This window comes from Cryobacterium sp. TMT1-2-1, assembly GCF_004403955.1.
Taxonomy (GTDB): Bacteria; Actinomycetota; Actinomycetes; order Actinomycetales; family Microbacteriaceae; genus Cryobacterium; species Cryobacterium psychrotolerans.
This window is the reverse complement of sequence record NZ_SOHC01000022.1, coordinates 20,454-46,680: the sequence shown is the minus strand read 5'-3', so window position 1 is coordinate 46,680 and position 26,227 is coordinate 20,454. Positions and strand designations below refer to the sequence as shown.

Here is a 26,227-nt window from a genome sequence, read left to right as displayed (position 1 = left end):
TGAGGGAGCCGAGGATGGCTTCGGCCGCGTCGAGGCCGAGCGCCCCGGTGGCCAGGCCCGCCGCGGTCGCCGGGAACTTCGGCGGCAGAGCCTCGCCGATGATGGAGTAGTCGGTGCGCACCTGCGCCCCGAGCCGCATCCGCCGGTTCGCAGTCGACCCGGAGACAAGGGTCATCCGCTGCACCAGCTCCGACGGGGTGCGGCAGCCCTTCTTCGCCGAGAGCCGCCCGGTGCCGAGCTCGAATCGGGACCGGTCGGCGATCTCCGCGGCCGCCGCCACCCGGAGGGCATCGACCCGGCGGCCCGCGTCTTCGATCGCCGCGGTCACCATCAGCAGCCCGTCATCCCCAAGGCCCCGCACGGCCGAGCAGCGCAGCGCCTCACCGATCTGGGCGCTGATCGCCGCGAACGACGCGAGCGCATCCGCACCGTCGGCGGCGGCCGATCCGGCGGCTGACTCAGGGGCTTCGGTGGGGGTGTCCATACGTTAAGTCTCCGCCGAACCACCGACATTCCTACCGACAAAGGGCCGGTCAGCCGCATTTTCTGTGGATAATTCGCAGAAGTCTTCCCTGTGGAGGAATGGCGCCCGGCTAGGCGCGGGCGGAGTCGCCGCCCGGGGCGTTCGGTGCCGGTTCTCGAGGGTCCGGGACCGGCTTCCCGGGCTTGCGCTTGCCCCTCGCTGCCGCGACCATGCCGGCGGCGATCATGTAGCCCGCATAGGAGAGCAACAACACGGCTGCGACGGGGACGATCCAGGCCTTGTTCTCGCCGTTGACGCCGTTGTTCACGTAGCCGATATAGGGCAGTGAGTACCAGAGCCGCCCCTGGATCTGCGCCTCGATCACCTGCTCGCTGTCCGGGGCGCCGTTGTTGTCGCCCTGGAGGGTGAACGAGCGGCTGCCATCTGATGAGGACGCGACGGCAATGATCCGGTGCGTGATCACGCCCGGCTTGCCGGACTGGATCTGGTAGGTGACGACGTCGCCGATCCGGAGGTCATCGGGGTTGACCGGGCGCACGACGATCAGCGTTCCCGGCGGCAGGCGCGGCTCCATCGAACTGGTCAGAACAGTGAGCGGGACCCCACCGGCGACCTTGGGAACGACGATGAGGATGACCGCGAGGGCCAGCACGAGCAGGAGGAGCGCCCCGCTCAGGGCGACGCCGATGTAGTGCCAGAGCCCCTTGTCGAGCTTCGGCCCCGACTTCGGCCCCGACTTCGGCCCGGGCTCCGGCCCGGTCTTCGGCTCTGTCCGGGGGGCGGATGTCCCGGCGGCCACGTCGGTCATGACTCCTCGTGCTCGCGGCGGCGGCGGCGGCCGGCCACGAGGAACAGGCCGATTCCGACCAGGAAACCGCCCGTGGCCAGGAGCGGGACGACGAACTCCGTCCCGGTCGTCGGAAGCGAACTCGGAAGCGAGCCCGGAAGCGAGCCCGGTCGGGCAGGATTCGAGGAGACGAGCACGCCCTCATCCTCACATGCGGATGCGGGAAAGGGGCCCGCCTCCGCGTCCCGCATGGCGACCTTCAGCCCGAGGCTGACGCTTTCGTTCTGACCGACCTCACCCGCGAAATCCGCCATCGTATACCTGACGATCATTCTCATGGTCGCCCCTGCCGCAATCGCTTGCGAGGGCACGATGATCTGGCACTCGGCGATTGTGCGCAGGGTGGCCGACAGAGTGGTATCGGTTCCGGAATCCCAGGCGGACACGGTCACTCCGTCGGCGATGTCGCCCGACGAGAACGTCACGTCCCGGGCGCTGACCCGGAGCACGGCGGATGCGCCGGTGGGATTCTTGATCCATAGGCTCGACGCCACCGAGTCGCCGGGCACGAGCAGACCGCCTACGTCGAGGAGGCCTCCGGCGAGTGCCGGAAAGAAGTGGACGCCATCCGTGCTGACAAGGAGGTCGGTCGATGGCGGCGCCTCGCTTGCGGCCGCGCCCGCCAGCCCGATACTCGCGCACACTCCCGCCGCGAGCGCGAGCGCTGCCAGGCGGGCAACGATTCGGGCAGCAGTCATGTCAGATCACCGTCAGCTCACCGTGAAGGACTGCGCGGTTGACCCGTCGCACGTTCGCTGTGTGAGTTGCGTTCCTACTGCGGTGGTTGCTCCCGGCGCCTCCAGGCACTTACCGCTCGCCCGATTCACGAACCGGTACTGGCCGGCGCTCTGCTGGATGACCTCCCATTGCTGCTTGGCGGCCCCGGTGTCGGCTCCGAATTGGGCGCCGGCGCCGTCGATGAGGCTGCCGTCCTTGATCTCCCAGGCGAAGGCCTTCGTGGGGTGAACGATCTTGTAGTAGTAGGTTCCGGTGATGAGCACGACGTTCCACGGCTGGCTATTTCCATTGCAGGTCGTGGTCACCAACGTCGTGCCGTTCGCCGGCGGATTACTCGACCCGTCCAGGCACAAGCCCGTGCTGTCGATCGGCCTGATCTTGTAGCCGGTCGTCGGCGTCACTGCGAGGGTGATCACGTTCGTCGCGCTGGAAACCGCCGATCGGTTGCCCGCGGCATCCTTGGCTTTGATTGTGTAGCTGTAGGTGCTTCCCGCGGTCAACCCGGTGTCAGTGAAGGTGGCCAACGTGACTGTTGCGATGAGTACCGTGCCTCGGTATACCTCATAGCCGGTGACCCCGACGTTGTCGGTGGATGCCGCCCAGGCCAGCGTGGCCTGGGTGCCAGTTGTGCCCGACGCCACCGGGGTGCCCGGGACGCTTGGAGCAATCGTGTCGAGCGTTGTCACGACGGTCGCTACAGAGACGGACCCGTTGCCGGCGGCATCCTTCGCCTTGATTGTGTAGCTGTACGTCGTCGCGGGAGTCAGGCCCGTGTCCGTGAACGTTGTCGACGTCACAGTTCCAACGAGCGTGGTCCCGCGGTAGACCTCATAGCCGGTCACGCCAACGTTGTCCGTGGACGCAGTCCAGATCAATGTGGTCTGCACGCCGGTCGTGCCCGACGCGACCGGCGCTCCCGGGACGGTCGGAGCGGTCGTGTCGAGAGCCGCGGTGGTCACGCTCGTCGGGAGCGACGCGGACTGGTTGCCGGCCGCATCCTTCGCCTTGATCGTGTAGTTGTAGGTCGTGATCGGGGTCAGTCCCGTATCCGTGAACATTGTTGACGTGACCGTTCCAACAAGCGTCGTACCGCGGTAGACCTCATAGCCAGTCACACCAACGTTGTCAGTGGACGNACATTGTTGACGTGACCGTTCCAACAAGCGTCGTACCGCGGTAGACCTCATAGCCAGTCACACCAACGTTGTCAGTGGACGCAACCCAGGTCAACGTAGTCTGCGCACTGCTCGTGCCCGACGCCACTGGCGCGCCCGGGACGGTCGGGGCAATCGTGTCTGTCGTTGCCACGGCGGTCGCGCCGGAGACTGACCCATTGCCGGCGGCATCCTTCGCCTTGACTGTGTAGCTGTAGATCGTTCCCGGTGTCAGCCCAATGTCCGTGAACGTCGTCGATGTGACCGTTCCAACGAGCGTCGTACCGCGGTAGATCTCATAGCCGGTCACGCCAACGTTGTCGGTGGAGGCCGCCCAGGTCAGAGTGGTCTGCACGCCGGTCGTCGCCGATGCCACGGGTGCGCCGGGGGCGGTCGGAGCAATCGTGTCTGTCGTTGCCACGGCGGTCGGGCCCGAGACCGACTGATTGCCGGCGGCATCCTTCGCTTTGATCGTGTAATTGTAGGTCGTTGCCGGGGCCAGCCCGGTGTCCGTGAATGTCGTCGCGGTGACAGTACCAACGAGCGTTGCGCCGCGGTAGACGTCATAGCCGGTCACCCCAACGTTGTCAGTGGACGCCGCCCAGGTCAGAGTGGTCTGCACGCCGGTCGTGCCCGATGCCACGGGCGTGCCGGGGGCGGTCGGAGCGATCGTGTCTGTCGTGGTCACGGCGGTCGTGCCGGACACGGTCCCGTTGCCGGCGGCATCCTTCGCCTTGATCACGTAGCTGTACGTCGTGCCCGGGGTCAGACCCGCGTCCGTGAATGTCGTCGCCGTGACGGTTGCGATGAGAAGGCCGGTGCGGTAGACCTCATAGGCGGTCACGCCGACGGTGTCCGTCGACGCCGTCCAGTTCAACGTGGTTGCCACGCCGGTTGTACCGGACGCGACCGGCGTGCCGGGGGCCGTTGGTGCGGTCATGTCGGAAACGGACTGCGCCACAGTCGCTGTGTCCGTGGCCGACCAATTGCCCACTGCGGAGTTTAGGGCGAGGGTCGCAACCATCGATCCCCCGGAGTTCGCGGAGAGCTGCGCGGGGGTGAGCGACGTGGTGACGCAGTAGACCGCGGAGCTTCCGGCGTCCAGGGATCCGGTCAAGGTTGTCCCGGCCGCCCAGGTCTTGCTCGTGGTGGCCGTGCCCGGAACGGGCAGGGCGCAGCTTGACCCGAACAGCACCGGCCACGTCTTGACGGGAGCCTGGGCAAGCGGATTCGCGGCGGGTGCGCTGAGCGTGAGCGTGTACGGGGCCGGGATCGTGCCGGTGTTCGTCACGGTGATCGGCGCCGTGGCTGTCGTCACGGTCGGGCCGTACTGAACCGCGAGGGAAGCGAACCCGGCCTGCTGGATGCCGATGGTCCCGGAAGCCACGGATGCCGTCGTGCCGACGGGCGAAGCGGTCCAGCTCGCGCTGGCGACTCCGGTGCCCGCGAGGATGAAGAACAGCGTCAGCCCGACGGAAACGGCGAGGCGGTGAGCCCCTCGGCCCGGCGCGCGGTTCGTCCTGGTCGTCATGGCTCAGCTCTGGATTCCGTCGATGAGGATCCCAAAATTCGTGGCCGATTGCCCCTGGCTCCCGGGGGCGGCGGTCAGGGCCATCGTCACGGATACGCAGAATGTCGCGGAGCTGCCGGCGGCAAGCACGGACCCGACGACTGCGGTCGTCGCCGAGGGGAACGGTCCTGCCCAGCCCGGCGTGAAGGTGCCGCTCGAGCACGCAGCTGGTGAGGCCACGATGCCCCCGCCGATCGTGAGCGACTGGGAGAAGGGTGTGGTCGCCGTCGGCGAGGTCAGCCCGGTGATCCGCACCGAGAGCGGTACATCACCGGTGTTAGTGACCGTCGCTGCGCCGTACGTTGTGAGTCCGGGATACAGCACCGCCGTCGACATCGTGAGCGGCGAGACCGTGAGCGCTGCGGTGCCCGATGTGATTGAGGCGGCCGAGCCTATGGATGTGCTCGAGTTGAGGAGGGCGTACGTGCCGCCTGCTGCGAGGACGGCGAGGCCCATCGCGCCGACGACCACGAGCGTCGCGGTGGCCCTCGGGTGTAGAGAAGAGATTTTGGCCGACCGAGGAGAGGACATGTGAGGCATCCCCTTCGCGAGTCGTGAGGCCAGATGTGGTGCGGGTGAGTCCAGGGTGCCCGCCACCGAGGCGGCGGGCACCTTGGTCGAAGCGACTAGTCCTGGGTGAGGGTGACGGACAGGTCGGCCAGGCTGACCGATCCGTTCTTAGTGCTGTTCTCAGCGCCGGCAGTCGGGTGCTTCGGGAATGTGATTTCGACCGTGACGGTGGCAACCCCGGTGCCCTCTTCGATCGTGTAGGTCGGGCCGAGGCCAGAGATGCCGGTACCGGTCGCCGAGAGCACCGCCGTGTTGGTGAGGTAGCCAGCAAGAGCCACGTCGGCCGCGGCTGAGGACGAGGCCGTGATCGACGCGGTGCCGAGGCCCAGGGTGGCGACAAGGTTGTCGCCGGTGGCAGTGACATCCACGTCTGTCGTGTAGGTGAGGACATCACCAGGAACAGCCACGAAGGTGCTGAGGTCGATGGTCCCGTTTGCGTCGCTCCACTCTCCGCTCGTCAGGTCGGTGGCGAGGTCCAGATTTCCGGCGACGATCGTTCCACCGTCTACCGTGGCGTCGTCGTTCCACAGCGCGAACGTGCCTGCGCCGCCGAGGAGGAGGGCCACACCAGCTGCGCCGGCAATTGAACCCTTGAGGAGCTTGTTCATGATCGTTCCCTTCGCGACATCCAGGATGTCGTTAGTTGCAGGCCGTTCCCCGAAATGGAGCTGAGCTGCGTACTGGGGTTGGGCGCATATTTCGCGATAGGCACGAAGTCTGAATCTGGTGTTCCCCGTCCGGACAAGCCGGACCGAGATCTGCGCAAACGGTCTCGCCTTGCGGCTTTTCCGGCTGCTACGCCATCCCCTCAAGAACTATACGGCGGGACAGACAGATCCGTCTGTCCCTGCTCTACCCCCAAAGATAGGCACGCGCCCACTCACCTAAGCGCGTCCCTATTCGACCGTTGAAGCCGCAATATCGGCTGATTTCGTTGCGAAAACGTGAATCGACGCGCAAATCAGTTGCGTAATCTGTCAACTCTCCTTGAATGCATACGCATGGACGTGCGTGAGCGCCTCCGGCGAAGGCGATGGAACAGAATGGAATCCCACCAAGGAGAAACCGACAAGGAGGACCGGATGCCAGAGCTCACGACCGCGCGGCCGGCGTCGCCCGCAGCTTCCGGCGACGGCCCCTCCGGCGACGGCCCCTCCGGCGACGGCCCCTCCGTGGTCTGGTTCCGCGACGACCTCCGGCTCAGCGACAACCCGGCTCTGCACGCCGCCATCGAGCGCGGCCGGTCGGTCGTGGTCGTGTACGTTCTCGACGAGCAGTCCCCCGGCATCCGACCGCTCGGCGGCGCGGCCCGCTGGTGGCTGCACGGGAGCCTGCGCTCGCTGGCTGCCTCGCTCGAGCGACTCGGCGCCACCCTGACCCTCCGCCGCGGGCCGGCCGAACCGGTCATCACCGAACTCGCGGCATCCGTCGGCGCAGGCGCCGTGTTCTGGAACCGGCGTTACGGCGCGGCCGAACGGGAGATCGACGCCCGGCTCAAGGCGGCCCTGCGCTCCGGCGGCATCGAAACCCGGAGCTTCGCCGGCTCGCTCCTCTTCGAGCCGTGGACGATCCGCACCGGCCAGGACCGCCCGTACTCCGTCTTCACGCCGTTCTGGCGGTCATGCACGTCCGGTCCCCCGCCTCGGATGCCGCACCCGGCCCCCGAGGCCATCCCCGGCCTGGGCGGCGACCTGGGCGGCGACCTCGCCTCCGACCGGCTGGGCGACTGGGCCCTCGAGCCGAGCCGCCCCGACTGGGCCGCCGGGCTGCGCGAGGCGTGGGAGCCGGGCGAGGCATCCGCCCACCACCTGCTCAACTCGTTCCTGCGCGATTCCCTCGACGAGTACGCCGACGCGCGCGACGTTCCGGCCCGGGCCGCCACCTCGCGCCTGGCCCCGCACCTGCGCTGGGGCGAGATCAGCCCGCACCAGGTGTGGCACGCGACCGACGCGGCGCGAGCCCGGGCAACCGGCCCTGCAGCCGCGAGCGCGACCCGCTTCCTCACCGAGCTGGGCTGGCGGGAGTTCTCTTACCACACGCTCTTCCACGCGCCGGAGCTGGCGACCGTGAACATCCGGCGCGAGTTCGACGCGTTCCCGTGGCCGCCGCCGGACGACCGTGCCCTGCGCGCGTGGCAGCAGGGCCGCACCGGGTACCCGCTCGTGGACGCCGGCATGCGGGAACTCTGGCGCACCGGCAGCATGCACAACCGGGTGCGGATGGTCGTCGCGTCCTTCCTCACCAAGAACCTGCTCATCGACTGGCGGGAAGGCGAACGGTGGTTCTGGGACACCCTCGTCGACGCCGACCCGGCCAGCAACCCGTTCAACTGGCAGTGGGTCGCCGGCTCCGGAGCCGATGCCGCGCCCTACTTCCGGGTCTTCAACCCCCAGCTGCAGGCGGCCAGGTTCGACCCGGACGGCCAGTACATCCGAGCCAACGTTCCGGAATGGGGCACGGATGCCTACCCCGTCCCGATCGTCGACCTCGGTGAAACCAGGCGGGCGGCCCTCGCCGCCTACGAGCACGTGAAGAACACGAAGTCGGCCCCCACCGCGGCGGCCGCCAGGGTCGGGGCGGACGAACGAGGCTAGAGGGCGCGCTCCAGCACGAAGTCGTTCTCGTACACCCCGCCGACGAGGAAGCGCTTCACCCCGACGATGACGAATCCGTTCTTCTCATAGAAGCGGATGGCGCGCGCGTTCAACTGGTTCACGCCGAGCCACGTGCCGGCGGCACCGCGCCCGCGGGCAGCCTCGAGGGTCGCCGCCATCAGGGCGGCCGCCGCACCTCGCCCGTGACTCTCGGCGAGCACGTAGAACTTGCTGAGCTCGACGGTCGGGCGAATGCCGACGGCGGCATACGCATCCGTGTCGGTCGGCTCACCGAACACCAGCATCGTGTACCCGACCATCGCCTGCTCGTCTTCGGCCACGAGCACGATGCGGTCGGGGTGAGCGAGGTACTCGTCGAAGTTGGGCTCGGCGAGCACGTCCCGCAGGAATTCCGCAATCGCGGCCGCCGTGGTGTGCGGAGGGCAGGCGAGGGCGAACGTTGCGGCGGCGAGGTCGGCCAGCCCCGTGGCATCCGCCGGGCCGGCCACACGGATCGTGACGGTCATCCCGTCAGCCTACCCAGCCCGGCCTGCCCGTCACGCTGCCGCACCCCCGCCCCGGAGCGGGACGAGGGTGCAGGGATTCACGCGTGGATCAGAGGAAGCGGGCGTAGGCACCGACCGTAAGGAAGGTCGGGAACTCCGGCTCCAGCGCCGCGGTACGGAACACCTCGAGCGCGTCGTCGAAACGGTCCCCGGGCGTGCGCTCGAGACCGGCGAACACCTCGGCCACCAACTCCTCGACCCAGGGCCGGTCAATCCGGCGCCCCTCGGCGGTGACCGAGTTGTCGTGGATCCACTGCCAGATCTGCGACCGCGAGATCTCCGCGGTGGCGGCGTCCTCCATCAGGTTGTCGATCGCCGCGGCGCCGACCCCGCGCAGCCAGGACTCGATGTAGCGCAACGCGATGATCACGTTTCCGCGCACACCGGCCTCGGTGATTTCTCCGCCAATGGATGACACGTCGAGCAGCTGTGCTGCCGTCACCACCACCTCGTCCCTGGTGCGTTCGAGCTGGTTCGGCCGGTCGCCGAGCACCTGGTCGAACTCCGCCTGGGCGGTGGGGATGAGGTCCGGGTGCGCGACCCAGGTGCCGTCGAAGCCGTCGGTCGCCTCGCGGCGCTTGTCCTCCGAGACCTGCTCCAGGGCCTGGGCGGTGACCGCCGGGTCACGCCGGTTCGGGATGAACGCACTCATGCCGCCGATGGCATATGCGCCTCGCCGGTGACAGGTCGACACCAGCAGCTCCGTGTATGCCCGCATGAACGGCACGGTCATGGTGATCTGCTTGCGGTCGGGGAACACGAAGCGGCGGCCTCGGGCGCGGAACGTCTTGATGATGCTGAAGATGTAGTCCCAGCGGCCGGCGTTGAGTCCGGCGCAGTGGTCCCGCAGCTCGTAGAGGATCTCCTCCATCTCAAACGCCGCCTGGATCGTCTCGATCAGCACGGTCGCTCGGATCGTGCCGTGGCCGATGTTCAGGTGGTCTTCGGCGTGGCTGAAGATGTCGTTCCAGAGCCGCGCCTCGCGGTGGCTCTCCAGCTTCGGCAGGTAGAAGTACGGGCCGGAGCCGGTGTCCATCAGCGTGCGGGCGTTGTGGAAGATGTACAGGCCGAAGTCAACGAGGCTGCCGGACGCGGCCATCCGGCGGTTGGCACGGTCGACGAAGGTCAGGTTCTTCTCGACCAGGTGCCAGCCGCGCGGGCGCATCACAATGGTGGGCGTCTTCTCGGCGGTGACCGTGTATTTCTTGCCCTCGGGACTGGTGAAGCTGAGCTGCCCGCGCACGGCGTCGAACAGCGTGATCTGCCCCTCGATGACGTTGGCCCAGGTGGGGCTCGTGGCGTCCTCCTGGTCGGCCAGCCAGACCTTCGCACCGGAGTTGAGGGCGTTGATGGCCATCTTGCGGTCGGTCGGTCCGGTGATTTCGACGCGGCGGTCTTCGAGCCCGGGGCCGGCGCCGGCGACGGTCCAGTTCGGGTCACGGCGCACGTGCGCCGTCTCGCTGAGGAAGCGCGGGTCCCGGCCGTTGGCCGCATCCACTCGCGTCTGCAGCCGGGCGGCGAGCAGGTCGTGGCGGGTACCCGCGAAACGCTCGTGCAGTTCGGCGATGAACTCCAGCGCCCCCGGTGTGAGGATCTCGTCGTAGCGGGGTCCGAGGTCGCCGGTGATCTCGAGGTGCGGGCGGACGGTTGCGAAGCTGCCGGTGTTCGTCGCGGTGCGCTGCGGGCGTTCGATCGTTGACCGGGGTGAGGTGTTCATTGTCTTTCTCCTTGACAGGTTGTGGAGTCGACGAGCGCGAAATGCGTCGTTGCGGTGGCTGTGATCCCACTCTGGAGCCCCCGCACCCACTCGGACCCGGAAAGTTTGGCAGAAGAAATGTCGTTCTTCTGTTTGCCAGAACTAATCCTCCCGTGTGACGATGAAGCATGGTCCTCGCCGATGCCGTCCCGCGTTCACTGCTCAGTGCTGCCCCCGAGGATGAGGAAGCCGGGCTCGATGCGCTCACGCTCGGCCGCCGCATCCGGGATCTGCGCACGATGCGCAAGATGACCCTGGACGCCCTCGCCACGGCCATCGAACGCGCCCCCTCGCAGGTGTCGATGATCGAGAACGGCAAGCGCGAACCGCGGCTCTCCATGTTGCGCACGATCGCCGCGGCGCTCGGCACGACCGTGGACGACCTGCTCAAAACGGATGCGCCCTCCGAGCGCGCCGCTTTGGAAATCGCGGTCGAGCGGGCCCAGCGCGGACCCGTCTTCACTGCCCTCGGACTGCCGCGCATCCGGGTGAGCAAGGGCCAGAGCGACGAAACGCTCCAGACTTTGCTCACCCTGCACAACGAAATCGAGCGGCTGCACCGGGAGCGCGCAGCGACTCCGGAGGAGGCCAGGCGCGCCAACGCGGAACTGCGTGCGACGATGCGCTCGCGCGACAACTACTTCCCGGAGCTCGAGGCGCAGGCCCTCGAGCTGCTGACCGCGGTCGGCCACACCGGGGGGCCGGTCTCCCACCAGGTGGTGGCGGACATGGCCAGCCACCTCGGCTACTCGCTGCACTACGTGGGCGACCTCCCGCATTCCACCCGCTCGGTCACCGACAAACGCAACGGCCGGATCTACCTGCCCACGACGCAGTCCGCGTCGCGGGACTCCCGTTCACCCATCCTGCAGGCGTTCGCCAGCCACCTCTGCGGGCACGGCGAACCCAAAAGTTATGCCGATTTTCTGCGCCAGCGGGTGGAGACCAATTACCTGACCGCGGCCATCCTGCTTCCCGAGAAGGACACCGTGAAGCTGCTCACCGAGGCGAAGAACCTGCGCCGGATCTCGATGGAAGACCTGCGCGACGCCTTCGCGGTCTCCTACGAGACGGCGGCGCACCGCTTCACCAACCTGGCCACCGCGAGGCTGGGCATCCCCGTGCACTTCATGAAGGTCCACGAGTCCGGCACCATGATCAAGGCCTACGAGAACGACTCGGTCCGCTTCCCCAGCGACGCCCTCGGCGCCGTCGAGGGCTCGACGGTGTGCCGCAACTGGACGGCCAGGACCGTCTTCGACATCGAAGACAGGTTCAGCCCCTGGTACCAGTACACGGATACGCCGAGCGGCACGTTCTGGTGCACCTCGCGCATCGAGAAGGCCAAGGAGGGCGACTACTCGGTCAGTGTCGGGGTGCCGTTCACGCACGTGAAATGGTTCCGCGGCAGGGAGACGTCCAACCGCGCGGTGTCGCTCTGCCCGGATGAGTCCTGCTGCCGCCGCGCCCCGGCCGACCTCACCGACCGGTGGGCCGGGCAGTCGTGGCCGGCGGCGCGCACGCCGACGAGCCTGCTCGCGGCCCTGCCCACCGGAACCTATCCGGGCGTGGACCAGACCGAGGTGTACCAATTCCTGGAGGCGCACTCCCCGCGCTAGCCAGCGGGGTGGGGTGGCAGGATGAAGGGGCGGCAGCGCAGCCGCGGGAAGAGGGCGACTTCGTGGGCACAACGATTTTCGAACGGGCGCGGCCCGCCGCATCCGTCGTCGCGCACTCCCTCGGCGACACCCGGCATGCGCCGTTCTGGCTCGACGACATCGCCCCGCAGGCGCGGCACCCCCGGCTGGCCGCCGACCTGGACTGCGACCTCGCGGTCGTCGGCGCCGGATACCTGGGACTCTGGACTGCACTGCTGGCCAAGCAGCAGAACCCGGCGGCCCGGGTGGTGCTGCTCGAGGCCCGCACCGTCGGCTGGGCTGCCTCCGGGCGCAACGGCGGCTTCTGCGAAGCGAGCCTGACCCACGGCGAGGAGAACGGCCGCACCCGCTGGCCGAACGAGATCGACCGGCTGAACGAACTCGGGCTGGAGAACCTGGACGAGATCGAGCGCATCGTCGCCGAGCTCGACCTCGACTGCGACTTCGAGCGCACGGGCGCCATCGACCTCGCCATCGAGGAGCACCAGGTGGAGTGGCTGCGGGAGGAACCTACCAGCGCCGACACCGTCTTCCTCGATGCGGAGGCCCTGCGCGGGCAGGTCGACTCGCCCACCTACCTGGCCGGCGTCTGGCACCGTCGCAGCAACGCCCTGGTGCACCCGGGCAAGCTGGCGGCCGAGCTCGCCCGGGTCGCGACCGAACTCGGCGTCGAGATCTTCGAACACACCCCGTTGCGAAAGGTCGACAGCGCGGGGCTCACTCCGGCCCAGGGCAGCAACCTGGTCACGCCCCACGGCACCGTCCGGGCCCGGAAGACCGCGCTGGCCACGAACGTCTTCCCGTCGCTGCTGAAGAGCAACCGACTGTCCACCGTGCCCGTCTACGACTACGTGCTGATGACCGAGCCGCTCAGCCCCGAGCAGCTGGCGGCGATCGGATGGCAGAACCGCCAGGGCCTGAGCGACCTGGCGAACCAGTTCCACTACTACCGGCTGAGCGCCGACAACCGCATCCTCTTCGGCGGCTACGACGCGATCTACCACTATGGCGCGCGGGTCCGGAGCGAGTACGAGAACCGCCCGGCGAGCTACGAGCGGCTCGCGAGCCACTTCTTCACCACCTTCCCGCAGCTGGAAGGCATCCGGTTCAGCCACCGCTGGGCAGGCGCGATCGACACCTCCACCCGGTTCTGCGCCTTCTTCGGGACCGCCCGCGGCGGCCGCATCGCCTACGCGGCCGGCTTCACCGGGCTGGGCGTGGGCGCGACCCACTTCGCGGCGAAGGTCATGCTCGACCAGCTGGCCGGACGCCATACCGAGCGCACGCAGCTGGAGATGGTGCGCGGCCGGGCCCTGCCCTTCCCGCCGGAGCCGATCGCGTCGATGGGCATCCAGACGACGCGGTGGTCGCTCGACCGCGCCGACCACAATCGCGGGCGCCGCAACGCGATCCTGAAGACGCTCGACGCCCTCGGCCTCGGCTTCGATTCCTAGCCGCGGCCCTCGACCCACTGACCAACGGAGACAACGGATGCTCACTCCCGGCCACGCCACCGCAGCCGCAGCCCTGCGAATCGAGCGAGCCCCCGTCCCGGCCGCTCAGGTCGTCGCCGGCACGCCCGGCACCGGGTCCGCCGTGCTCGATGTGCTCGGTGACACCGAGATCGGCGTCTGGGAGATGTCGCCCGGGGCCATGCAGGACGTCGAGGTCGACGAGGTGTTCCTGGTGCTGAGCGGAGCCGCGACCGTCGACTTCGAAGCCGACGGGCGCCGCATCACCCTCGCGCCGGGTGACATCGTGCGCCTCGTCACCGGGATGCGCACCGTCTGGACCGTGACCGAAACACTCCGCAAGCTCTACCTCGCCTGACCTGACCCCCTCCCGCGAAACCGCATTAGTGCGCGTTATGAACCCGTTTTAGCGCGCACAACTGCGTTTTCGCGGAGGAGGGTCGTCACAACGAAAAACGCTGTAGAGAGCGCCCTTCCCGATCGAGAATGGCAGCATAAAAAGATTTGACGGTAGGAATCGGCATCTTTTCCCTGTCTCGACACGCCGGGCGTGCAATCATCCATTTCCGCTTCGTTGAGGCGCCGGCCGCAGTAGGTTGAGCACACACAATGAGGTGTGCGGCCAGGTGGGCGGACGCGCGAGCCTCCGACTTGATCCGAAAGAGGTCATCATGTCAGTTGATCAACCCACGAAGAAGAGTCTTGGCGACGCGGAGCACCTCAGGGTCCTCGGCTACGACGACTCGTTCATCCGCTCCATGTCCTGGTGGGGTAACTTCGCCCTCGGCTTCACCTACCTGTCGCCGCTCGTCGGCGTCTACTCCCTGTTCGCCCTCGCATTGAGCACGGGGGGCCCGCCCTCGATCTTCTGGCTCGTCATCGTCGGAGCCGGCCAGCTCCTGGTCGCGCTCATCTTTGGCGAAGTCGTGTCGCAGTATCCGATCGCCGGGGGCATCTACCCCTGGACGCGGAGGCTATGGGGCAAGCGCTACGCCTGGATGGCCGCATGGGTGTATATCTGGGCGATGCTGGTGACGATCACGGCCGTCGCGGAATACGGCACCGGCTTCCTCGCGAGCCTGATCAACCTTCCGGTCACCAACGAGGTGACCCTCGGCCTCGCCGCGCTGTTCCTCCTCGTGGCGTTCGGGATCAACTTCTCCGGCACCAAGATGCTCGCTCGAGTCGCCCGGATCGGGCTGGCCGCCGAGCTCATCGGAGTCGTCGGCCTGGGCCTCTACCTGCTGATCTTCCAGCGCAAGCAGGAGTTCAGCGTCTTCTTCGACACCATGGGTGTCGAAGGCGACGGAAGCTACGGTGCCGCCTTCCTCGGCGCAGCGCTGGCCGGCCTCTTCCTGTTCTACGGATTCGAGGCCTGCGGCGACGTCGCGGAGGAAGTCGAGAACCCGGCCCGGCGCATCCCCACCGCCATGATCATGACGATCCTCGTCGGAGGCGTCTCCGCCCTGTTCTCGTTCGGCGGCTACGTGCTCGCCGCGCCCGACCTGCAGGCCATCGTCAACGGTGAGGATGCCGATCCGATTCCCCTGATCCTCGAGTCGTCGCTCGGGACCGTGGGAGCGAAGCTCTTCCTCGTGGTCGCGCTCACCGCATTCCTCTCCTGCGTGCTCAGCCTGCAGGCCGCGGCCAGCCGGCTGCTGTTCTCCTTCGCCAGGGACGGCATGATCCCGGGGCACACCTGGCTGGCGCAGGTCTCCCCGCGCCGCGCGGTTCCGGTCAACGCCCTGATCGTGGCCTGCACGATTCCGCTGCTGCTCTGCGTGCTGATCTACGTGGGCGGCAGCACCCTGCTGATGCGGATCACGGCCTTCGCGGTGATCGGCATCTACGTCGCGTTCCAGGCCGTGGTGCTGGCCGCACTTCGCCAGCGGATCAAGGGCTGGAAGCCGGCCGGACCGTTCAACCTGGGCGCCGCAGGCTTGCTCGTCAACGTGGCCGCCCTCGCCTACGGGCTCTTCGCGATCTACCTGCTGGGACGGCCCGGCACGTCCGGAGTCTTCCTCGACGACTGGATCGTGTTGCTCGGCCTCGGCGTCGTGATGGGCAGCGGGCTGCTCTACCTGTTCATCGCCAAGCCGCACAGCGCCTCGCACGCTCCGGAAGGCGATGCGATCGAAATGGCCAGGCAGATCCGGGAGCACCCCGACACGCAGTAGAAACGTCCAGGCACGCAAGAGGGGCCCGTCGGATGACGGGCCCCTCTTGGCGTTCGCCTTCGTGTCGTTCGCCCCGCGCGGGCCGGGGAAAAAGAAAAGGCCCGCCGAAGCGGGCCTTTCCTCACAGATCGTGAAGCTTAGATGCTGTTCACGTCGAGCGGGATGCCGGGGCCGAACGTGGTCGAAACGGCGCCCTTCGTGATGTAGCGGCCCTTCGAGGAGCTCGGCTTGAGGCGCACGATCTCTTCGAGGGCTGCGCCGATGTTCTCGTTCAGCTGCTCGGCGGTGAAGGATGCCTTGCCGACGACGAAGTGCACGTTGGAGTGCTTGTCGACGCGGAACTCGATCTTTCCGCCCTTGATGTCGGAGACTGCCTTCGCGACGTTGGGCGTCACGGTGCCGGTCTTCGGGTTCGGCATGAGGCCTCGCGGGCCGAGGACCTTACCGAGACGACCGACCTTACCCATGAGCTCCGGGGTCGAGACGGCGGAGTCGAACGAGGTGTAGCCGGCGGCCACCTTCTCGATGAGCTCGTCGCCACCAACCTCGTCGGCGCCTGCAGCGATAGCCGCCTCGGCGGCCGGGCCGGTTGCGAACACGATGACGCGGGCGGTCTTACCGGTACCGTGCGGCAGGATGACGGTGCCGCGCACCATCTGGTCTGCCTTGCGCGGGTCGACACCGAGCTTGAGGGCAACCTCAACCGTGGAGTTGAACTTGGCGGAGCCGGTCTCCTTCGCGAGGGTGACGGCTTCGGTGGGGGTGTAGAACTTGTCGGCTTCGATCTTCTCGGCCGCGGCCCGATAGGCCTTTGACTTCTGTGCCATTTGAATCTCCTGTACAAAAATTTGAGAGTGTGGTGCGAGCCTGGCTGGCTCTTCCACGTACTGCTGGGTGGCGGGATGCCGGGTGGTGAGGGTTACGCCTCGACCGTGATGCCCATGGAACGGGCGGTTCCGGCAATGATCTTCGATGCCGCGTCGAGGTCGTTGGCGTTGAGGTCAACCATCTTCGTCGTGGCGATCTCGCGAACCTGCGCCTGGGTGAGCTTCGCAACCTTGACGGTGTGCGGGGTGCCACTGCCCTTGGCAACGCCGGCTGCCTTCTTGATGAGCTCCGCCGCCGGCGGGGTCTTCAGGATGAACGTGAATGAGCGGTCGTCGTACACGGTGATCTCAACCGGGATGACGTTTCCGCGCTGGGCTTCCGTCTGGGCGTTGTACGCCTTGCAGAACTCCATGATGTTAACGCCGTGCTGGCCAAGCGCCGGCCCGATGGGCGGTGCTGGGTTCGCGGCGCCGGCCTTGATCTGAAGCTTGATCAGACCGGTAACCTTCTTCTTCGGTGCCATTGTTCTTCCTTCTTATTGATGTTCGAGCAGCCACGAGGGCATGCTCTCCCGAGGGCCCGGACGGGCCCCGGTGGACTTAAAGCTTGGTGACCTGGTCGAAGCTGAGCTCGACCGGGGTCTCACGTTCGAACAAGGACACCAGCACGATGAGCTTGCCGCTCTCCGGCTTGATCTCGTTGATGGAACCGGGCAGGCCCGCGAACGAGCCTTCCTTGATGGTGATGGTCTCGCCGATCTCGAAGTCGATCTCGGCGGGCAGCACGCGGGACGCGGCCTTGCCGCCCTGTCCGCCGCCGGTCTTGATGCTCGGAGCCTCAGTGATCTCGACGAGGCTCTTCAGCATGCCGAAAGCCTCTTCGAAGCGGAGCGGGGTGGGGTTGTGCGAGTTGCCGACGAAGCCTGTGACTCCGGGGGTGTGGCGCACAACGGACCAGCTGTCCTCGTTGAGGTCCATGCGAACAAGAACGTAGCCGGGGATGCGCACGCGGGTGACCATCTTGCGCTGGCCGTTCTTGATCTCGACGACGTCTTCCATCGGAACCTCGACCTGGTAGATGTAATCTTCCATGGCCAGCGACTGCTTGCGGTTCTCGATGTTCGACTTCACGCGGCGTTCGAAGCCGGCGTAGGAGTGAATGACGTACCACTTGCCCGGCTGGAAGCGCAGTTCCTTACGGAACTCGTCGTACGGGTCCTCCGGGGTCTCCTCGGCTGCTGCCTCGTCGGCGGCTTCGGTCTCGACGTCCACCTCGTCCTCGACGGCCTCTGCGGCAGCCTCGGCTTCATCGGCGGAGTCGATGTCGAGGGCGTCATTGACGACCTCGTCAGCTTCGGGATCGGTGGCCTCGGCCAGGGCGTCCAGCGCGGCGTCGAGGTTGTCTTCGACGTTGGCGTTGGGGTCGATGATGTGCAGGGCTGCGTGCTCGGCAGGCTCTACGGCGCCTTCTTCTTCGGCGAGGATGTTGCCTTCCTGCGCCTCATCCTCGTCAGAGGACTGCTCTGCGGCGGTGGCCCAGTCGACGTCGCCGTGTTTCGTCTCAGTCACTAAATCTCAGTCCTTATCTATCGAACCGGCACGAATACGGTGCCGATTCAGAGTTGCCATGAAAATCACGCGGGATGCGCCGGCCGTCATGCGCTCTAGCCTGACGGCGTTCCGAACACATACGTCACGACGAGCGCGAACACCCAGTCGAGACCCGAAACCAGGGCCATCATGATGACCACGAAAACCAGCACGACGCCCGTGTAACTCAGGAGCTCCTTGCGGGTCGGCGTGACAACCTTGCGGAGTTCAGCCAGAACCTGCTTGATGAACAGGGTCAGCCGAGCGAACGGTCCGCGCTTGGATTCGCGGGCGATTCTCGCGTTGGCAACGATTTCCTCACTGGGTTCGTCGATAACTGTTCGGGCCACCTGTCACACCTTTCATGGGCCGACGGAAATACCACCGACTTGCAGGGCGGACAGGACTCGAACCTGCAACCTGCGGTTTTGGAGACCGCTGCTCTACCAATTGAGCCACCACCCTAGGAATGAAATCCCCACCACCCTGTCGCGCGCCTTCCCCGTCGTCAGACGAAAAAATGGGCGCAAAAAAGCATGGCAGATTTCAACTACCTCGATCAAGTCTAGGTCACTCCGGCACCGCTGTAAAGCCGAGCCGGGCCTGTGCCGGACCGGACCTCCCCCCTATGCTCGTATCGTGGCCCACGAACTCAAGCGAATCTCCACCCGTGTCGGCTCCATTGCGGAGTCGGCAACCCTCAAGGTCGACGGCAAGGCCAAAGCGCTCCAGGCGGCCGGTCGTCCCGTCATCAGCTACGCGGCCGGCGAGCCGGATTTCCCGACCCCGGAGCACATCGTCGAGGCCGCGCTGGCCGCGGTGCGGGACCCGAAGAACTACCGCTACACGCCCGCGGCCGGCCTGCCCGAACTCCGGGAGGCCATCGCCGCCAAGACTCTCCGCGACAGCGGCCTGGAGGTATCGCCCGGCCAGGTCGTCGTGACCAACGGCGGCAAGCAGGCGGTCTACCAGGCCTTCGCGACGCTGCTCGACCCGGGCGACGAGGTGCTCGTGCCGACGCCGTACTGGACCACCTACCCCGAGTCGATCCGGTTGGCCGGCGGCGTGCAGGTGGACGTGTTCGCCGGCAGCGACCAGGGCTACCTCGTCACCGTCGAGCAGCTCGAGGCCGCCCGCACGCCCCGCACGAAGGTGCTGCTGTTCGTGTCGCCATCCAACCCCACCGGGGCCGTCTACTCCCCCGAACAGACCAGGGCCATCGGCGAGTGGGCCGAGGAACACGGGCTCTGGGTCATCTCGGACGAGATCTACCAGAACCTCACCTACGACGGCGTGCGCGCCGTCTCGATCGTCGAGGCCGTTCCGGCGCTGGCAGACCGCACCATCCTGGTCAACGGCGTCGCCAAGACGTACGCCATGACCGGCTGGCGCCTGGGCTGGATGGTCGGACCCGCCGATGCGATCAAGGCCGCGGCCAACCTCCAGTCGCACCTGTCGTCCAACGTCTCGAACATCTCCCAGCGGGCGGCCATCGCCGCCCTGAACGGGCCTCAGGATGCCGCGCTCGCGATGCGCGACGCCTTCGACCGGCGGCGCAAGATCATCGTGGCCGAGCTGAACAAGATCCCCGGCATGCTCACGCCGACGCCGCAGGGCGCCTTCTACGTCTACCCCGACGTGTCCGGCCTGCTCGGGCGCACCTGGGGCGGGGTGACCGTCACCACCTCGCTGGAACTGGCCGACCTCATCCTCGACCAGACCGAGGTCGCCGTCGTTCCCGGCGAGGCCTTCGGCCCGAGCGGCTACCTGCGCCTCTCCTACGCCCTCGGCGACGCGCCCCTGGTCGAGGGCATCCAGCGCCTCCAGCGCCTCTTCGCCTGAAAACCCCGCCCCTCCCAGGCCCCCAAGCCCCTCCCAGGCCCCTGAGGGGTCGCCTATCGACCTTCCCGGGGCCGATGAAGGTCGATTTGCGACCCCTCACGGCGGCGAACCGGGATTCTGTGGGATTCTGGGCGCATGACATCCTCCGCCCCCGTCGTGCGGGTTCGCGACCTGCGCAAGTCCTACGGCAGTGTCGACGCCGTCAGCGGGATCAGCTTCGACATCCACCCCGGGGAGACGTTCGCCCTGCTCGGCCCCAACGGCGCGGGGAAGAGCACGACGATCGAGATCCTCGAGGGCTATCGCGACCGCACCTCGGGCGAGGTGAGCGTGCTCGGCGTCGACCCGCGCCGCGCGGGGCTCGGCTGGAAGGCACGCCTGGGCATCGTCCTGCAATCCGCCACGGAGAGCGGCAACGTCACCGTGACCGAACAGCTCACGCACTTCGCCGGCTTCTATCCGAACCCACGCCCCGTCGGCGAGGTCATCGAGGCCGTGGGCCTCCAATCGAAGGCGAAGACCCGCATCGGCAAGCTCTCCGGCGGGCAGCGGCGCCGGGTGGATGTCGCGCTCGGGATCGTCGGACGGCCGGAGCTGCTCTTCCTGGACGAACCGACCACGGGTTTCGACCCCGAGGCGCGCCACCAGTTCTGGGACCTCGTGCGCCGGCTCAAGGACGAGGGAACCACCATCCTGCTCACCACCCACTACCTCGACGAGGCCGCCCGGCTGGGCGACCGAGCCGGGGTGATCAACGAGGGCCGGCTCATCGACATCGGCGCCATCGACGAGATCGGCGGCGCCGAGGCACGCGTGCCGCTCGTGCGCTGGCGGGACGAGACCGGCGCCCTCCGCCAGGCGCGCAGCCAGGAACCCGCCCGGGTCGTCGCGGAGCTCGTCGCGGCGCTGGGCCGGGAACCGGGCGACCTGGAGGTCATCCGGCCGAGCCTGGAAGACGTGTACCTCGGCCTCGTCCGCGGCGCGCGTCCGGAGACCGAGAACAACCGCGAAACGGAGGTCCACGCATGAGCGCGAGCAGCACAGCCACCTCCGCACCTCGCGGCGGCCTGGGGCGCATCCTGCGGCTCGGCGCCTCCCGGGTGGGGTACGAAACGCGGGTCTATTTCCGCTCGCCGGACAGCGTGTTCTTCACGTTCCTGTTCCCGTTCATCATGCTCGGCATCTTCACGGCGGCCTTCGGCGCGGCCGGCAACATCGGAACGGCGCCGGACGGCAGCGGGGGCATCAGCGTCGGCGCGTACTACCTGCCCGGCATGCTCGCCGCCGGGATGCTGCTCTCCGGCGTGCAGAACCTGGCCGTCGACATTGCCGGGGAGAAATCCGACGGCACGCTCAAGCGCCTCGGCGGCACCCCACTGTCCCCGCTGAGCTATTTCATGGGCAAGATCGGGCAGGTCCTCGTCACCGGCATCCTCCAGGCCGGCCTGCTGCTGCTCGTCGCCCGCTTCCTGCTGGACATCGAGTTGCCGAGCGAGCCGGAGACGTGGCTGACCTTCGCGTGGGTGTTCCTGTTCGGCGTCATCACCAGCGCCTTCCTCGGGATCGCCCTCTCGTCGCTGCCCCGTTCCGGTAAGAGCGCGACGGCCGTGGTCATCCCGATCGTGCTGATCCTGCAGTTCATCTCGGGCGTTTACCTGCAGTTCTACGCTCTGCCCGAATGGATGCAGAACGTCGCCAGCCTGTTCCCGCTGAAATGGATGGCGCAGGGCATGCGCGCCGTGTTCCTGCCGGAGGGCTTCGCCTCCCTCGAACCGTCCGACTCATTCGACCTCCCGCTGGTCGCGCTCAACCTGGCCGTCTGGCTCGTCGTCGGGCTCGTACTCAGTCGGCTCACCTTCCGCTGGATCCGCCGCGACAGCTGACCGCGCGCCCTCATCGCCCCCTCACGCGGCAATTCGACCGGTTACAGGTGCACGCCCACGAGCACGGGTTCCGGCTGCAGGATGACACCGAACTCGGCCTGCACGCGGCCCTGCACGTAGCGGGCGAGTTGTGCGATTTCGTCGGCGGTCGCAGCGCCGGTGTTCGTAAGGGCGAGCGTGTGCTTGCTCGACACCGCAGCGCGCGAGCCGGGCAGCCGGAACCCGCGGGAGATCCCCGCGTGCTCGATCAGCCAGGCCGCGCTGAGCTTCACCAGACGCACCGTGCCCCCCGCTCCGGGGATCGGCCCGACACCGGCGTAGTCGGAGAGCGGAATGACCCGGTCGGGCATCTCGTCCAGGGGCCCGATCGGCCAGCGCGGGGCATCCCCCGGCAGGGTCCGCCCGAACGTCTCGGTCACGATCGGATTCGTGAAGAACGACCCCGCGCTCCACGTGTCGTGGTCGCTCGCGTCGAGCACCATCCCCTTCGACGCGCGCAGGGCGAGCACCGTGTCGCGCAGCGTGGACAGGGGGACGCGGTCCCCGAGCTGCACGCCGAGCGCCCCGGCAAGTTGCCCGTAGGCGACCGGGGCGCTGAGCGCGCTGCCCAGCACGGATGCCTCGGCGCTCGTGTCCTGCAGGTCCAGTTCGATCGCGAGCACGACGCCCCGCAGCCCCTGCTTGAGCACGGACGTGCGGTAGCCCAACTCGAGCTCACCCGCCTCCATCCGGCGGCGTGCGCCCGTCTCGTAGTCGAGGAAGTCGATGGCGACCAGGCTGGAGCCGAGCTCCTGGCCGTAGGCGCCGATGTTCTGCACCGGGGCCGCGCCGGAGGAACCGGGAATCCCGGAGAGCGCCTCGATGCCCGCCCACCCGCGCGCCACGGCCTGCGCGACGACGCTGTCCCACGGTTCGCCGGCCTGCACACGCAGGCGCACCCGGTCCCGGTCCGGCGCGGACGAGCTGACCTCGATGCCCCGGGTGATCACGCGGATCACGGTCCCGCCGAAGCCCTCATCGCCGGCGACGGTGTTCGAGCCGCCGCCCAGGAGCATCCAGTCGTCGTCGGAGGACCAGGCCGCCAGGGCCGCATCGACGAGCTCCTGCTCCGTGGCCGGCGCGACCATGCGGGCTGGAACACCGCCGACGCGCATGGTGGTCAGCTGGGACAGGGGAACGGGATCGGTCATCGGCATGGGGCTCAGGCGAGGCTGACGCGCGCCTGCGCCTTGCCGAGGACGGTCTGGTCGTTGAACGTGACGGTCAGGTCGATGCGGGCGACCCGGGCTTCCGCGTCGATGACGCCGACCCTGGCGACGACGGTGACGACCGCGCCGTCAACCGGGTCCACCAGCACCGGGCGGGTGAAACGCACCTGGTAGTCCACGATGCGCGCGGGGTCGCCGACCCAGTCGACGACCGGCTGCACGGCTAATCCCATGGTCAGCATGCCGTGCGCGAGTACGCCGGGCAGGCCGACGGAGACGGCGACGTCATCCCGGTAGTGGATGGGGTTGAAGTCGCCGGATGCCCCGGCGTAGCGCACGAGGGAATCGCGGGTCAGCGCAAAGCTGCCGCCGGCGACGACGTCGCCGACGCTCAGGGACTCGAGGGCGGGTGTGGTGCTCATTCGTCTCCCCTGACAACGAGGGTGGATGTCGCCGTGACGACGTGGGCGCCGGTGGCGTCCAGAACGTTGGACTCCGCTGTGACCATCGAATGACCGCCGAGGCTCTTCACGCTCGCGACGGTCAGGGTCGCGGTGAGCTCGTCGCCGGCGACGATCGGGCGGCTGAAGCTGAAGCGCTGGTCGCCGTGCACGACCCGGCTGAAGTCGATTCCCGCCCCGGGCTCCGAGAGCAGCTGTGCCAGCGTCGCCTCCTGGACGACCACGGCGAACGTGGGCGGGGCGACGACATCGGCGTAGCCGGCCGCGCGCGCGGCCTCCGGGTCGTGGTTGATCGGGTTGGTCGCGAAGACGGCGCGGGAGAACTCGCGCACCTTCTCACGCCCGACGAGGTAGGGCGGCGCGGGCGGGAAGACCCGGCCCTGCAGTTCGGGGTTCACAGACACATCTCGAGTGTAGTTGCGCGAGGCGAAGCGGCTCCCGGCGGGCCGGGAATCGGGCAGAGTAGTGAACGTGGAATTCGTGCGCGTTCGCCTGACCGACCCGAAGGTCGACCCCCTGCTGACCGACCTGCGCCGGGAGTACGACGCCCGCTACGGCGACGGGGACTCCGTGCTCGACGCCCCGGCCGAGGCGTTCGACGCTCCGACGGGATGCTTCGTCGTGCTGCTCCATGAGGGGCGCACGGTCGCCGGCGGCGGCATCCGACGGCTGGACGCGGGCACCTGCGAGGTCAAACGCATGTGGACCAGCCCCGACCATCGCCGCCAGGGCCTCGCCAGCGTCGTGCTCGCCGAGCTCGAGTCGGTGGCCCGGGAACTCGGCTACCGGGCCGTGCGGCTGGAGACCGGCCACGCCCAGCCGGAGGCGCTCGCCCTCTACCGCCGGCTCGGCTACCGGGAGATCGGCAACTACGGGCAGTACGAAAACGCGACCGGGTTCGAGCGTTCGCTCGCCGGCGACGAAGCCTGATCCACGGGCCGCCGGCACCCGGCATTGGCCTGCGGCACCCTCTGGCGGTAGCGTTGGCATCGCGATGCATAACAAACTAGTCCCCCACCCCGACGTGCCGTTCGACCTCCCCACCGCCGAACGCATTCACGCCGCCGTCGCTCACTACGGTGAGCAGACAGTGATCGACAACTCGATCGCCCTCCTCCGCGGCAAGAACGCCGGCAAGGATTTCCTTCTGTACGCCGGCGGGAAACACGCGCTCGGCATCCTCGACGGTGCCCCTGCCCTGTACTGGCCTGAGCTGTGGGGAGCCCGCGCACTCCTGTACGTGTGGAGCGACGCCGCCGCCCCGTATGTCGTCGTCGGCCTCACCAACCAGGCCTGGCGCGTGCGCGAAATGTGCGCGAGGGTGATCCTGCTCCGCGGCCTCCAGGTCGCCCCCAAGCTCGTGCGGATGACCACCGACGAGGTGCCGCGCGTCCGCGCCGCCGCCCTCCACACACTCGCAGCCCAGGGCACGGCCGAACACCTCGAGGCCATCACCGCGCGGCTCCGCGACCCCGACAAGGACGTCCGCCGGGCGGCGCAGCAGGCCCGCGACGAACTCACGTCCCGGCTGAAACTCCCCACGGAGCAGACGCCCACCGGTGAGTAGCCCCTTCGAGCGCTACGTCGCCATCGGCGACAGCTTCACCGAAGGCGTCGGCGACGAGCTGCCGGGCGGCCAGGTGCGCGGCTGGGCCGACCTTGTCGCGCTCGGGCTCGCCGAGGCGTCCTCCACGCCGGTCGCCTACGCGAACCTCGCCATCCGGGGCAAGCTGCTCGGCCCCATCGTGGCGGGCCAGCTGGAGCCGGCCCTGGCCCAGGCCCCCGACCTGGTGAGCATCTGCGGCGGGGGCAACGACCTGATGCGTCCGCGGGTCGAGATCCCCTACATCGTCGACCTGCTCGCCGTCGTGGTCGACCGCGCGATCGCCCAGGGCGCGCACGTGGTGATGCTCAGCGGGGCGAACCCGTCCCGGCACCTGCCGATGGGCGCGCTTATCCAGCGCCGCGGCGACCTGCTCGCGGATGCCTGCAGGGTGGCGTTCACCCGGCCCGGCGTCACACTCGTCGACAACTGGGCCGACCCGGAACTCGAGGAACGCCGCTTCTGGTCGGCCGACAAGCTGCACCTGAATTCGCGCGGACACACCCGAATCGCCTCTCGCGTGCTCGAGGCGCTCGACCTGGCGGTCCCGGGGGGCTGGGGCACGGATGCCTCCGCAGAGGCCCCGGCGGACGAGCGGGTGCAGGGCACCGCCGCCTACTACCGTGAGTTCGTGTTGCCGTGGATCGGACGCCGGCTCACCGGACGCTCGTCCGGCGACGGGCGTCCGCCGAAGCGGCCGGTCCTGGAACCGGTCGATCTCGGCTGACCGGCGGCGCGAGCGCTAGTCGGTCGCGCCGCCGGCGCGCCCCTCCATCATTTCCTTGAACTTGCGCAGGTCCTTCTTGACGACGTGGTCGTCGACGCCGAAGATCGCGCCGGTCTTCTCGAGCAGCCCCTCGGCCACCCAGTCGAGCCTCACCGTGACCCGGCACGACGCGTCGGACAACGCATCGAAGGACACCATCCCGGCGTGCGTCTCATCCCCGCCGACACTGGTCCAGGCGATGCTCTCATTGGGCCGTTGTTCCATGACGGCGTCGAATTCGCGCTCCACCCCGCGGATGCTCACCTTCCAGTGCGAGCGGGTGTCGTCGATCTTCGTGACCGAGTCGACGAAATCGAGGAACTCGGGAAGCGACTCGAGACGGGTCCACCGCGCGTAGGCCCGCTCAACGGGAACGTCAAGGTCGATTTTTTCGGTAACTCGCGCCATTTCATCCTCCAGAATTGTCTTCGCGCCGGCCCTCGCGGCCTGGCCGCACCGGG

28 protein-coding genes and 1 tRNA gene are annotated in these 26,227 nt (G+C 68.0%); 12 read left to right on the top strand and 17 right to left on the bottom strand.

From position 1 onward, the window contains the following. The 5 genes from E3T33_RS03510 to E3T33_RS15650 all read right to left on the bottom strand — a co-directional run. A partial coding sequence (locus E3T33_RS03510) for a DUF222 domain-containing protein (RefSeq protein ID WP_134574756.1) occupies positions 1–484 on the bottom strand: 484 nt, incomplete at its 3' end. Between the two features lie 109 nt (positions 485–593). Continuing rightward, positions 594–1,292, bottom strand: coding sequence for a signal peptidase I (locus E3T33_RS03505; RefSeq protein WP_134574755.1), 699 nt, complete (start codon positions 1,290–1,292; stop codon positions 594–596). Then, positions 1,289–2,029 carry an LPXTG cell wall anchor domain-containing protein gene (locus tag E3T33_RS03500; RefSeq protein ID WP_134574754.1) on the bottom strand — a complete coding sequence of 247 codons (741 nt, stop codon included), beginning with the start codon at positions 2,027–2,029 and terminating at the stop codon, positions 1,289–1,291. The genes E3T33_RS03505 and E3T33_RS03500 overlap by 4 nt, the downstream gene beginning before the upstream one ends. A gap of 12 nt (positions 2,030–2,041) precedes the next feature. Then, positions 2,042–3,184: an RICIN domain-containing protein gene (locus tag E3T33_RS15655; RefSeq protein WP_166784375.1), complete on the bottom strand. Its 1,143-nt coding sequence runs from the start codon at positions 3,182–3,184 to the stop codon at positions 2,042–2,044. A gap of 10 nt (positions 3,185–3,194) precedes the next feature. After that, positions 3,195–4,754: a fibronectin type III domain-containing protein gene (locus E3T33_RS15650; RefSeq protein WP_134574752.1), complete on the bottom strand. Its 1,560-nt coding sequence runs from the start codon at positions 4,752–4,754 to the stop codon at positions 3,195–3,197. Between E3T33_RS15650 and E3T33_RS03485 the strand changes: the two genes are divergently transcribed. After that, on the top strand, positions 4,753–5,328 hold the full coding sequence (locus tag E3T33_RS03485; RefSeq protein ID WP_134574751.1) for a hypothetical protein: 576 nt from the start codon (positions 4,753–4,755) through the stop codon (positions 5,326–5,328). The two genes, E3T33_RS15650 and E3T33_RS03485, sit on opposite strands and share 2 nt — an antisense overlap. 91 nt (positions 5,329–5,419) lie before the next feature. On the opposite strand, the gene E3T33_RS03480 is transcribed toward E3T33_RS03485, so the two are convergent. Further along, on the bottom strand, positions 5,420–5,971 hold the full coding sequence (locus tag E3T33_RS03480; RefSeq protein WP_092323413.1) for an alternate-type signal peptide domain-containing protein: 552 nt from the start codon (positions 5,969–5,971) through the stop codon (positions 5,420–5,422). 474 nt (positions 5,972–6,445) lie between these two features. On the opposite strand from E3T33_RS03480, the gene E3T33_RS03475 reads away from it, so the two are divergent. Continuing rightward, positions 6,446–7,957 (top strand): deoxyribodipyrimidine photo-lyase, encoded by a 1,512-nt coding sequence (locus tag E3T33_RS03475; RefSeq protein ID WP_134574750.1) that lies wholly within the window; start codon positions 6,446–6,448, stop codon positions 7,955–7,957. Here E3T33_RS03475 and E3T33_RS03470 read toward each other — a convergent pair. Together E3T33_RS03470 and aceB are read right to left on the bottom strand one after the other, a co-directional pair. Then, complete coding sequence (locus E3T33_RS03470; protein WP_092323411.1) at positions 7,954–8,484, bottom strand: GNAT family N-acetyltransferase; 531 nt, start codon at positions 8,482–8,484, stop codon at positions 7,954–7,956. The two genes, E3T33_RS03475 and E3T33_RS03470, sit on opposite strands and share 4 nt — an antisense overlap. An 88-nt stretch (positions 8,485–8,572) precedes the next feature. Continuing rightward, complete coding sequence (gene aceB, locus E3T33_RS03465) at positions 8,573–10,240, bottom strand: malate synthase A (protein ID WP_134574749.1); 1,668 nt, start codon at positions 10,238–10,240, stop codon at positions 8,573–8,575. 167 nt (positions 10,241–10,407) lie between these two features. Here aceB and E3T33_RS03460 point away from each other — a divergent pair, with 167 nt between their 5' ends. The 4 genes from E3T33_RS03460 to E3T33_RS03445 all read left to right on the top strand — a co-directional run bounded on the left by E3T33_RS03460 (position 10,408) and on the right by E3T33_RS03445 (position 15,586). Next, positions 10,408–11,898, top strand: coding sequence for a helix-turn-helix transcriptional regulator (locus E3T33_RS03460; protein ID WP_134574748.1), 1,491 nt, complete (start codon positions 10,408–10,410; stop codon positions 11,896–11,898). A 62-nt stretch (positions 11,899–11,960) separates the two neighbouring features. Further along, a complete protein-coding gene (locus E3T33_RS03455; protein ID WP_134574747.1) occupies positions 11,961–13,391 on the top strand; it encodes an FAD-dependent oxidoreductase in 1,431 nt (476 codons plus the stop codon). A 37-nt stretch (positions 13,392–13,428) separates the two neighbouring features. Then, a complete protein-coding gene (locus E3T33_RS03450; protein WP_134574746.1) occupies positions 13,429–13,767 on the top strand; it encodes a cupin domain-containing protein in 339 nt (112 codons plus the stop codon). Between the two features lie 313 nt (positions 13,768–14,080). Beyond that, the gene (locus E3T33_RS03445; protein ID WP_092323405.1) at positions 14,081–15,586 is read left to right on the top strand and encodes an amino acid permease; all 1,506 of its coding nucleotides are present in this window, start codon (positions 14,081–14,083) and stop codon (positions 15,584–15,586) included. Positions 15,587–15,723: 137 nt separating this feature from the next. Here E3T33_RS03445 and rplA read toward each other — a convergent pair whose 3' ends face one another. The 5 genes from rplA to E3T33_RS03420 form a co-directional block, all read right to left on the bottom strand. Beyond that, entirely contained in the window at positions 15,724–16,413 is a 690-nt protein-coding gene (gene rplA / locus E3T33_RS03440; RefSeq protein WP_092323404.1) for a 50S ribosomal protein L1, read from the bottom strand. A gap of 92 nt (positions 16,414–16,505) precedes the next feature. Beyond that, a complete protein-coding gene (gene rplK, locus E3T33_RS03435; protein WP_092323402.1) occupies positions 16,506–16,937 on the bottom strand; it encodes a 50S ribosomal protein L11 in 432 nt (143 codons plus the stop codon). A gap of 76 nt (positions 16,938–17,013) precedes the next feature. Continuing rightward, on the bottom strand, positions 17,014–17,982 hold the full coding sequence (gene nusG / locus E3T33_RS03430) for a transcription termination/antitermination protein NusG (RefSeq protein ID WP_092323401.1): 969 nt from the start codon (positions 17,980–17,982) through the stop codon (positions 17,014–17,016). Between the two features lie 95 nt (positions 17,983–18,077). Continuing rightward, on the bottom strand, positions 18,078–18,353 hold the full coding sequence (secE, locus tag E3T33_RS03425; protein WP_134476256.1) for a preprotein translocase subunit SecE: 276 nt from the start codon (positions 18,351–18,353) through the stop codon (positions 18,078–18,080). A gap of 42 nt (positions 18,354–18,395) precedes the next feature. Beyond that, a tRNA-Trp gene (locus E3T33_RS03420) sits at positions 18,396–18,468 on the bottom strand. 174 nt (positions 18,469–18,642) lie between these two features. Here E3T33_RS03420 and E3T33_RS03415 point away from each other — a divergent pair. The 3 genes from E3T33_RS03415 to E3T33_RS03405 all read left to right on the top strand — a co-directional run bounded on the left by E3T33_RS03415 (position 18,643) and on the right by E3T33_RS03405 (position 21,728). Next, on the top strand, positions 18,643–19,845 hold the full coding sequence (locus E3T33_RS03415; RefSeq protein WP_166784374.1) for a pyridoxal phosphate-dependent aminotransferase: 1,203 nt from the start codon (positions 18,643–18,645) through the stop codon (positions 19,843–19,845). Between the two features lie 135 nt (positions 19,846–19,980). Beyond that, the gene (locus E3T33_RS03410; RefSeq protein ID WP_134574745.1) at positions 19,981–20,874 is read left to right on the top strand and encodes an ABC transporter ATP-binding protein; all 894 of its coding nucleotides are present in this window, start codon (positions 19,981–19,983) and stop codon (positions 20,872–20,874) included. Continuing rightward, the gene (locus E3T33_RS03405) at positions 20,871–21,728 is read left to right on the top strand and encodes an ABC transporter permease (protein WP_092323395.1); all 858 of its coding nucleotides are present in this window, start codon (positions 20,871–20,873) and stop codon (positions 21,726–21,728) included. Before E3T33_RS03410 ends, E3T33_RS03405 begins: the two co-directional genes overlap by 4 nt. Before the next feature lie 41 nt (positions 21,729–21,769). On the opposite strand, the gene E3T33_RS03400 is transcribed toward E3T33_RS03405, so the two are convergent. From E3T33_RS03400 to E3T33_RS03390, 3 genes are read right to left on the bottom strand one after another with little or no spacing between them, the layout of a single operon-like run. Beyond that, positions 21,770–22,918, bottom strand: coding sequence for a UDP-N-acetylmuramate dehydrogenase (locus E3T33_RS03400; protein WP_092323432.1), 1,149 nt, complete (start codon positions 22,916–22,918; stop codon positions 21,770–21,772). Positions 22,919–22,929: 11 nt separating this feature from the next. Further along, complete coding sequence (locus tag E3T33_RS03395; protein WP_134574744.1) at positions 22,930–23,358, bottom strand: MaoC family dehydratase; 429 nt, start codon at positions 23,356–23,358, stop codon at positions 22,930–22,932. After that, positions 23,355–23,801, bottom strand: a complete 447-nt coding sequence (locus E3T33_RS03390) for a MaoC family dehydratase N-terminal domain-containing protein (RefSeq protein ID WP_092323392.1) — start codon at positions 23,799–23,801, stop codon at positions 23,355–23,357. The genes E3T33_RS03395 and E3T33_RS03390 overlap by 4 nt, the downstream gene beginning before the upstream one ends. Positions 23,802–23,868: 67 nt before the next feature. Here E3T33_RS03390 and E3T33_RS03385 point away from each other — a divergent pair, with 67 nt between their 5' ends. The 3 genes from E3T33_RS03385 (at position 23,869) to E3T33_RS03375 (ending at position 25,727) form a co-directional block, all read left to right on the top strand. Further along, positions 23,869–24,327 (top strand): GNAT family N-acetyltransferase, encoded by a 459-nt coding sequence (locus E3T33_RS03385; protein ID WP_166784373.1) that lies wholly within the window; start codon positions 23,869–23,871, stop codon positions 24,325–24,327. A 64-nt stretch (positions 24,328–24,391) separates the two neighbouring features. Continuing rightward, entirely contained in the window at positions 24,392–24,964 is a 573-nt protein-coding gene (locus E3T33_RS03380) for a HEAT repeat domain-containing protein (RefSeq protein WP_092323388.1), read from the top strand. Continuing rightward, positions 24,957–25,727 carry an SGNH/GDSL hydrolase family protein gene (locus E3T33_RS03375; protein WP_092323387.1) on the top strand — a complete coding sequence of 257 codons (771 nt, stop codon included), beginning with the start codon at positions 24,957–24,959 and terminating at the stop codon, positions 25,725–25,727. The genes E3T33_RS03380 and E3T33_RS03375 overlap by 8 nt, the downstream gene beginning before the upstream one ends. 15 nt (positions 25,728–25,742) lie before the next feature. Here E3T33_RS03375 and E3T33_RS03370 read toward each other — a convergent pair whose 3' ends face one another. After that, positions 25,743–26,174, bottom strand: coding sequence for an SRPBCC family protein (locus E3T33_RS03370; RefSeq protein WP_134476254.1), 432 nt, complete (start codon positions 26,172–26,174; stop codon positions 25,743–25,745). Positions 26,175–26,227: the final 53 nt, after the last annotated feature.

Excerpts from the sequence above, each read along its gene's own strand:
- E3T33_RS03370 (WP_134476254.1), bottom strand. The coding sequence starts at position 26,174 with ATGGCGCGAGTTACCGAAAAAATCGACCTTGACGTTCCCGTTGAGCGG.
- E3T33_RS03485 (WP_134574751.1), top strand. The coding sequence starts at position 4,753 with ATGGCTCAGCTCTGGATTCCGTCGATGAGGATCCCAAAATTCGTGGCC.
- rplA (WP_092323404.1), bottom strand. The coding sequence starts at position 16,413 with ATGGCACAGAAGTCAAAGGCCTATCGGGCCGCGGCCGAGAAGATCGAA.
- E3T33_RS03445 (WP_092323405.1), top strand. The coding sequence starts at position 14,081 with ATGTCAGTTGATCAACCCACGAAGAAGAGTCTTGGCGACGCGGAGCAC.
- E3T33_RS03480 (WP_092323413.1), bottom strand. The coding sequence starts at position 5,971 with ATGAACAAGCTCCTCAAGGGTTCAATTGCCGGCGCAGCTGGTGTGGCC.
- E3T33_RS03470 (WP_092323411.1), bottom strand. The coding sequence starts at position 8,484 with ATGACCGTCACGATCCGTGTGGCCGGCCCGGCGGATGCCACGGGGCTG.
- E3T33_RS03460 (WP_134574748.1), top strand. The coding sequence starts at position 10,408 with ATGGTCCTCGCCGATGCCGTCCCGCGTTCACTGCTCAGTGCTGCCCCC.
- E3T33_RS03380 (WP_092323388.1), top strand. The coding sequence starts at position 24,392 with ATGCATAACAAACTAGTCCCCCACCCCGACGTGCCGTTCGACCTCCCC.
- E3T33_RS03410 (WP_134574745.1), top strand. The coding sequence starts at position 19,981 with ATGACATCCTCCGCCCCCGTCGTGCGGGTTCGCGACCTGCGCAAGTCC.
- E3T33_RS03450 (WP_134574746.1), top strand. The coding sequence starts at position 13,429 with ATGCTCACTCCCGGCCACGCCACCGCAGCCGCAGCCCTGCGAATCGAG.
- E3T33_RS03500 (WP_134574754.1), bottom strand. The coding sequence starts at position 2,029 with ATGACTGCTGCCCGAATCGTTGCCCGCCTGGCAGCGCTCGCGCTCGCG.
- E3T33_RS03505 (WP_134574755.1), bottom strand. The coding sequence starts at position 1,292 with ATGACCGACGTGGCCGCCGGGACATCCGCCCCCCGGACAGAGCCGAAG.
- aceB (WP_134574749.1), bottom strand. The coding sequence starts at position 10,240 with ATGAACACCTCACCCCGGTCAACGATCGAACGCCCGCAGCGCACCGCG.
- rplK (WP_092323402.1), bottom strand. The coding sequence starts at position 16,937 with ATGGCACCGAAGAAGAAGGTTACCGGTCTGATCAAGCTTCAGATCAAG.
- E3T33_RS03405 (WP_092323395.1), top strand. The coding sequence starts at position 20,871 with ATGAGCGCGAGCAGCACAGCCACCTCCGCACCTCGCGGCGGCCTGGGG.
- E3T33_RS03395 (WP_134574744.1), bottom strand. The coding sequence starts at position 23,358 with ATGAGCACCACACCCGCCCTCGAGTCCCTGAGCGTCGGCGACGTCGTC.
- E3T33_RS03400 (WP_092323432.1), bottom strand. The coding sequence starts at position 22,918 with ATGACCGATCCCGTTCCCCTGTCCCAGCTGACCACCATGCGCGTCGGC.
- E3T33_RS03475 (WP_134574750.1), top strand. The coding sequence starts at position 6,446 with ATGCCAGAGCTCACGACCGCGCGGCCGGCGTCGCCCGCAGCTTCCGGC.